The following is a 6,327-nucleotide window of genomic DNA, read 5'->3' as shown; positions in this document are numbered from 1 at the left end:
TTACCACCGGTGGGGAATTACACCCCGCCCTGAAGCGATGTGTAATGAGTATAGACCTGTTTTTCAATGCAGGTAACAACTTTGTATAGCTGAATCAGTCATATGATTAGTCACATGATGAATAACGTAAAATTTAGAAATCCTAGGTATTAAAAAAGCCCGCATAGAGCGAGCTTTTCATATCTTTAAATCTTAAGCCACTTGAACAGGAATACAGTTCGCAGTGTGATTTACCGTATTATTTGGGTTGGCATAAACCAGACGCGGTTTATGTGCATTGGCTTCAGCTTCAGTGAAATCACCAAAGGTTGCAATGATCATCAGATCACCAACATCGGCTTGAAGCGCTGCACCACCATTGACTGAAATGATGCCTGAATTTTCTTCACCACGAATGGCATAAGTGGTAAAACGCTTACCATTAGTCACGTTCCACATATGAATTTCTTCATATTCACGGATACCGGCTAAATCCATTAACACGCCGTCAATTGCACAAGAACCTTCATAATGTAATTCTGCTTGTGTAACGACACAACGGTGAATTTTAGCTTTTAATAAACGAGAAAGCATGGCTAGCGTCTCCTTAGTTGATCTAAGATTTTATCTTAGTTAAATCAAATCACTTCTTACTGGATCAGTAATCCGCAGAAAGCGCATTTTGCTCCGAAAAAAGCAACATGGCAAGAAGGAAAATTCAATTATTTGTAGAATGATCAGTTCGGTTTGTAGGCATTAATTTGATTCATGGCTGGCTGTATGTCACCGTTTACCAGCAATTTAATGCGGGATAAAGCATGTGCAATAGCATCATCCATTAAACCTTGTTCGCTGCTAGGTGCTTTGCTCAGGACATGACCCGATACGCGTTCTTTGGAACCAGGATGACCAATACCAATGCGTAAGCGATGGAAATTAGGGCCGATATGCGGAACGATATCACGTAAACCGTTATGACCACCATGTCCGCCACCTGTTTTTAGGCGAATGACACCGGGATTCATATCCAGCTCATCATGTGCAATCAGCATTGCTTCGGGAGCAACTTGATAGAATTTGGCGAAGGGAACAACACTTTTGCCAGAGGCATTCATAAAGGTTGTAGGTAATAGCAGACGGACGTCTTGACCTTCAATATTACCGCGACCACTGATTCCGTAGAATTTAGGATCGGCTTTGAGAGAGATGCCATATTGTTCTGCAAGGCGTTCAACAAACCAGAAGCCTGCATTATGGCGGGTTTGGGCGTATTCCTTACCAGGATTGCCCAAACCAATAATTAGCGAAAGTTTTGACACTAATTTACACCATTAACACTTATGCGCGTTTGAAGTCAGCGTGCATTGGAGTGTTTTTAGCTGGGTGACGTTGTAAAGCTTGGATTTTAACGCTTTCAACTTTATCGCCAACTTTGATTTCAATAACTTCTTCAAAGAAAGCATTGTTTTCAAGTGCTTTAACAAGTTCACGAAGTTCTAAAGTTACTGCAACAGGCTCACCTGAACCGTAGATGATTGCTGGTACTTTGTTTTGAAGACGAAGGCGGCGGCTCGAACCTTTCCCTTGTACTGCTTCTTCACGTGCTGCTGCGTTTAATACGAAGTTTGCCATGATAGACATTCCTAATTTAAGTTTAATTAAGCTGAGTTTTCGACCAGCTCAGCGATAGAAAACCCTGCCTAAGGCAGGGTTTTGAAAATTTAGCGCTATATTATAGATAAGAATCAAACATTGCGCTAATAGATTCTTCGTTGTTAATACGACGAATTGTTTCAGCAACCATACTAGCAACTGAAACTTGGCGAATCTTACCAAGTTCTTGGGCTTCTTGAGAAAGAGGAATAGTATCTGTTACAACAAGTTCATCGATCACAGAGTTTTTCAAATTCTCAATAGCTTTACCAGAAAGTACTGGGTGAGTTGCATAGGCAACTACACGGCGAGCACCAAATTGTTTCAGTGCATCAGCGGCTTTACACAAAGTACCAGCAGTATCCACCATGTCATCCACGATCACGCAGTCACGATCTTTCACATCACCAATCAAATGCATCACTTGTGATTCATTGGCTTTTTGACGACGTTTATCGATAATTGCAAGATCGATATCACCCATTTGTTTCGCTACAGCACGTGCACGAACTACACCACCAACGTCTGGAGAAACAACCATAAGATTATGGTGTTGCTGTTGACGAAGGTCAGCAAGTAATGCAGGAGTACCGTAGATGTTATCTACAGGGATATCGAAGAAACCTTGAATCTGGTCAGCATGAAGGTCGATCATTACTACGCGGTCAATACCGACAGTTGTGAGCATGTCTGCTACAACTTTTGCAGTAATTGGCACACGGCTTGAACGAGGACGACGGTCTTGACGAGCATATCCGAAGTAAGGAATGACAGCAGTAATACGACCTGCACTTGCACGACGTAAAGCATCGGCCATAACAAGGACTTCCATCAGGTTGTCGTTTGTTGGGGCACAAGTAGGCTGTACAACGAATACGTCTTTACCACGAACATTTTCAGTAATTTCGACAGCGATTTCACCGTCAGAAAATTGACCTACAGATGCTGCACCTAAAGGAATGTGCAGGTGGCTTACGACTTTTTGGGCGAATTGTGGATGTGCAGTTCCACTAAAAACGACAAGATTGGGCATGAAGCACCCTTGGCGGTTGGAATGTTTGAAAATAGATGGCAGGGGCGGCTGGATTCGAACCAACGGATGCCGAGATCAAAACCCGGTGCCTTACCACTTGGCGACGCCCCTAATGCGGCAGAACTTTAATATTTTTGCTGTTGTCTGTCAAGGTGAATTAACAAATCAACATGCAAACAATGCTCTGTCTTTTTTGAGAAAAATGGCAGGGGCGGCTGGATTCGAACCAACGGATGCCGAGATCAAAACCCGGTGCCTTACCACTTGGCGACGCCCCTAAATTTGATTACTGTAATATTAATTTAAACGCTTGGTTTAAATGGCAGGGGCGGCTGGATTCGAACCAACGGATGCCGAGATCAAAACCCGGTGCCTTACCACTTGGCGACGCCCCTAATACAGCAATCTACAGATGAATATGATGGCAGGGGCGGCTGGATTCGAACCAACGGATGCCGAGATCAAAACCCGGTGCCTTACCACTTGGCGACGCCCCTATCATATAACCTTGAAATGAAGTAATGGTGATTCATTTAAACTATTGACCAAGTAAGCTTTACATGGTGAATGAGTCAAAATCTCATCAATATTCATATCGGCAGTTACTTCAGTAAAAACACTAGCACCTGTACCTGTAAGTTTTGCAATACCGAACTGATCTAAATACTGCATCGCTTCATTCACTTCAGGATATAGGCTTTTTGCTAAAGGCTCAAAGTTATTTCCGAAGTTAAATGGCTTTAACTGATAGGCGCAAAATTTAGTAGGCTTCGTGTCTCTTGTCAACGTTTTTTGTGAAAAAAGCAGTTGAGTGCTGATAAAACAGTCAGGTTTCAGCACAATGTATTGTTTTTGATCTAAGTCTATGAATGTTAAGTGTTCGCCAATGCCTTCTGCCCAGGCATTACGACCATGAACAAAAATGGGAACATCGGCACCGAGTTTGAGCCCCAGCTCTGCCAATTGTTCAATGTTTAAACCACATTGCCATAATCGATTGACCACAATCAGGGTGGTCGCCGCATTTGAAGAGCCGCCGCCAAGTCCTGCACCCATCGGAATGTTTTTTTCAATACGGATATTTAAGCCTGAATATGCTTTTGCATACGGCTTTAAAATCTGTGTGGCCTTGAAAATCAGATTGTGTTCTAAATCGACGCTGCTTAATCCATCAATGCTAATTTCAGGACTTGCTGTTTGGCTAAATTCCAGCCAGTCACACAAATCGATGAGCTGAAAAATACTTTGCAATTCATGATAGCCGTCGTCACGACGACCGGTGATATGCAAAAAAAGATTCAGCTTGGCAGGAGAGGGAACACGAATCATAGAATTTTGAACTTTTGAATGGGCTTAACGGTTTTGAATGATCATTGTAATACGGTTTTCCTGACCGGATTCAAGTGCCTGCTTCAAAATTAATTTATTCGGTAATTGCGCTTGCTCGTTATAACTCAGGTCTACAGTCCAGCCATTTTCCAAAAACTGGATGGGACGGTTTTGCTCATCTTTACTGATTTTTGCCTGTGTGGTTGCCGGTTTGGCCTGAACCCAGTCGACTAAATGGGTAATTGGGGCCTGCCAACCTGTCGCACGTTCCAGCAATTCTTCAGGGGTACCGGCTTGAATCAAACCTGTTTTGGCACTGTTGAGCGTGACATTACCCGGCTGGCCTGAAATCTGGGTCTTACCTACACCCAAAATTCCGCTTAACTCGATATCAAATTCCTCTTGCTCTTGAACCCAGGTAAAAAATGCACTGCCGGATTGTTTTGGTGTTTTGACGCCAATTTTACCTTGCAGGTTGAAGTTTTTTGCTGCTTCAGGAATTTGAGAGCTACTTGGCGCTTGAGGTTGAGTGTATTGCTGGCAACCGGTCAGGATGAGTGTACTTGTTGCAATCAGGCTTAAACTGAATTTGGAGAAAATGTGCATACAGATCTTTAACTCTTTTTCATTTGTTGCGGTAACAGTAACGATTTCAATTGCTCTAATTGAGGATCATTGGGGTGTTTTTTTTGTAATTGTTGTAACACTTGATTAAATTTTGTCAGATCACCTTGCATGTAAAGGGATTTTGCATAACGAACCCCAATTTTTGCACTTTCACTGATTTGATAAGCTTTTTCTAACACCTGAGCCGAGGTCTTAAAGTCATTTTGTAGAAAAGTGATATAGCCAAGTGTATCTAAAATAGAGGCCTGTTCAGGGGCAAATTCCAGGGCATGCTCGACATACTGACGCGCCTCATCCAAACGCCGGTTTTGCAATGCCAGCGTATAGGCATAAGCGTTCAGGTAAGTCGGACTATTGGGTTCAATTTCGAGCAATTTTTTCAATAATTTATCAAGTTTATCTCGATCTTGATAAGGATCGAGTAATAACACCTCGGAATAAATCAGCTCGGGATCATCCGGCACGTTTTTAATCGCTTCTTCAAGCAGGCGTATTGCTGCTTTTTTATTGTCCATTCGTTTTAAAATATCGGCCTGAGCCTGATAGAGGAAACTGGCATGCTGCGGATAATTGACCCGTTCCTGAGTAAGGAAACGCAGCGCATCGGCAGGCTGGTTCTGGGCAATAAAAATATTAATCATGCTGCGGCGTGAAACCGTGTACAGGCTGCCGTCCACCAGACGGTAGTAGGCTTTTGCCGTTTCGAAATGCTGTTTTCTTTCTGCATTGACCGCCAGATAGTAATAGGCTTCATTTTGGTACTGAGTGGAATAACGTAACTCGACTAAATATTTTTCAGCTTTTTCATATTCTTCTAGGTCAATACTGGTTAAGCCAGCAATAAAAAGTGCTTCTTCTTCATGTGGCCATTTTTTTAACAAAGCTTCCAGTTTGCTGAGTGCTTCTTCAGATTTATTTAATTTAATCAAATATTTAATTCCAGATAAGCGAACTTCTATATTGTTTTTATGTTTGCGGCTGGCTTTGTCGTACCACTTTAGCGTTGCTTCATCATCCCCCAAAGCACTAAGCAAATTGGCCTTCATTAAGATAAAAGCGGTCACATTGGCACGTTTCTTTAAAGCACGGTTAATGGTGTTCAGTGCTTGTTGCAGCTGTCCATTTTGAGCTTCCAGACCGGCAATCAGCACCAGTATGGAAGGGTTATCCCGCTCTTTACTTTTACCTAAGGCCTCAATCAAAAAATCGCGATCTTCTGGTTCTTCCGGAGCAATTCCCACCAGAATCTTTTCTAAATCTGCATCCGGGTCAATATTTAAAATTTTATCTAAGGTTTCCGAGGCCAGTTCATACTCATGCGATTTCAGCGCAATATGTGAAAGATAAAATAAAGCAGGGACATCAGTCGGTTCTTGCACCACCCAATGGGTAGCTATATCCAGCGCCGCTTTTAAGTCATTTTGTTCTAAAGCAATATTTAATGCGCGCTGTTTTACTGTGGTTGAATTGCTTTTAATTGCAAGCACAGTGTAGTTATGTAATGCTGTGGGAACGTCATGATAGGTCAGGGCAAATTCAGCAATCATGCTTTGTTTTATGGCATTATAGTTTGAATTGGCATGATAAATTTCTCCAGATGCTCTAATATGAGCACTGGAAGCCATGCTACCTACAAGTAAGAATGTGGTAGAATATTGCTTAATTGTCATGCCGTTGATTCGGCTATTTGTTTGACGCAATTTTTC

7 protein-coding genes and 4 tRNA genes are annotated in these 6,327 nt (G+C 42.3%); all 11 read right to left on the bottom strand.

The window, feature by feature from the left end:
• Positions 1 to 192 precede the first annotated feature (192 nt).
• Positions 193 to 573 (bottom strand): aspartate 1-decarboxylase, encoded by a 381-nt coding sequence (panD, locus tag B4C48_RS01430; RefSeq protein WP_086176275.1) that lies wholly within the window; start codon positions 571 to 573, stop codon positions 193 to 195.
• A 143-nt stretch (positions 574 to 716) separates the two neighbouring features.
• Entirely contained in the window at positions 717 to 1,298 is a 582-nt protein-coding gene (gene pth / locus B4C48_RS01425) for an aminoacyl-tRNA hydrolase (protein ID WP_291352696.1), read from the bottom strand.
• A 19-nt stretch (positions 1,299 to 1,317) separates the two neighbouring features.
• On the bottom strand, positions 1,318 to 1,611 hold the full coding sequence (gene rplY / locus B4C48_RS01420; RefSeq protein WP_291352695.1) for a 50S ribosomal protein L25: 294 nt from the start codon (positions 1,609 to 1,611) through the stop codon (positions 1,318 to 1,320).
• A gap of 100 nt (positions 1,612 to 1,711) precedes the next feature.
• Positions 1,712 to 2,665 carry a ribose-phosphate pyrophosphokinase gene (locus tag B4C48_RS01415; RefSeq protein ID WP_086176272.1) on the bottom strand — a complete coding sequence of 318 codons (954 nt, stop codon included), beginning with the start codon at positions 2,663 to 2,665 and terminating at the stop codon, positions 1,712 to 1,714.
• 36 nt (positions 2,666 to 2,701) lie between these two features.
• Positions 2,702 to 2,776 (bottom strand) — tRNA-Gln (locus B4C48_RS01410).
• A 92-nt stretch (positions 2,777 to 2,868) separates the two neighbouring features.
• Positions 2,869 to 2,943: transfer RNA gene (locus tag B4C48_RS01405), tRNA-Gln, on the bottom strand.
• A 42-nt stretch (positions 2,944 to 2,985) separates the two neighbouring features.
• A tRNA-Gln gene (locus B4C48_RS01400) sits at positions 2,986 to 3,060 on the bottom strand.
• A gap of 27 nt (positions 3,061 to 3,087) precedes the next feature.
• Positions 3,088 to 3,162: transfer RNA gene (locus tag B4C48_RS01395), tRNA-Gln, on the bottom strand.
• Between the two features lies 1 nt (position 3,163).
• The gene (gene ispE, locus B4C48_RS01390) at positions 3,164 to 3,994 is read right to left on the bottom strand and encodes a 4-(cytidine 5'-diphospho)-2-C-methyl-D-erythritol kinase (RefSeq protein ID WP_291352693.1); all 831 of its coding nucleotides are present in this window, start codon (positions 3,992 to 3,994) and stop codon (positions 3,164 to 3,166) included.
• Positions 3,995 to 4,018: 24 nt separating this feature from the next.
• Positions 4,019 to 4,600 (bottom strand): lipoprotein insertase outer membrane protein LolB, encoded by a 582-nt coding sequence (gene lolB, locus B4C48_RS01385; RefSeq protein ID WP_291352691.1) that lies wholly within the window; start codon positions 4,598 to 4,600, stop codon positions 4,019 to 4,021.
• A gap of 8 nt (positions 4,601 to 4,608) precedes the next feature.
• Positions 4,609 to 6,321, bottom strand: a complete 1,713-nt coding sequence (locus B4C48_RS01380) for a tetratricopeptide repeat protein (RefSeq protein ID WP_291352689.1) — start codon at positions 6,319 to 6,321, stop codon at positions 4,609 to 4,611.
• Between the last annotated feature and the right edge of the window lie 6 nt (positions 6,322 to 6,327).

This window comes from Acinetobacter sp. UBA3106 (assembly GCA_002365595.1).
Classification (GTDB): Bacteria; Pseudomonadota; Gammaproteobacteria; order Pseudomonadales; family Moraxellaceae; genus Acinetobacter.
This window is presented reverse-complemented; position numbering and strand designations above follow the sequence as displayed.

Excerpts from the sequence above, each read along its gene's own strand:
- panD (WP_086176275.1), bottom strand. The coding sequence starts at position 573 with ATGCTTTCTCGTTTATTAAAAGCTAAAATTCACCGTTGTGTCGTTACA.
- rplY (WP_291352695.1), bottom strand. The coding sequence starts at position 1,611 with ATGGCAAACTTCGTATTAAACGCAGCAGCACGTGAAGAAGCAGTACAA.
- B4C48_RS01415 (WP_086176272.1), bottom strand. The coding sequence starts at position 2,665 with ATGCCCAATCTTGTCGTTTTTAGTGGAACTGCACATCCACAATTCGCC.
- ispE (WP_291352693.1), bottom strand. The coding sequence starts at position 3,994 with ATGATTCGTGTTCCCTCTCCTGCCAAGCTGAATCTTTTTTTGCATATC.
- lolB (WP_291352691.1), bottom strand. The coding sequence starts at position 4,600 with ATGCACATTTTCTCCAAATTCAGTTTAAGCCTGATTGCAACAAGTACA.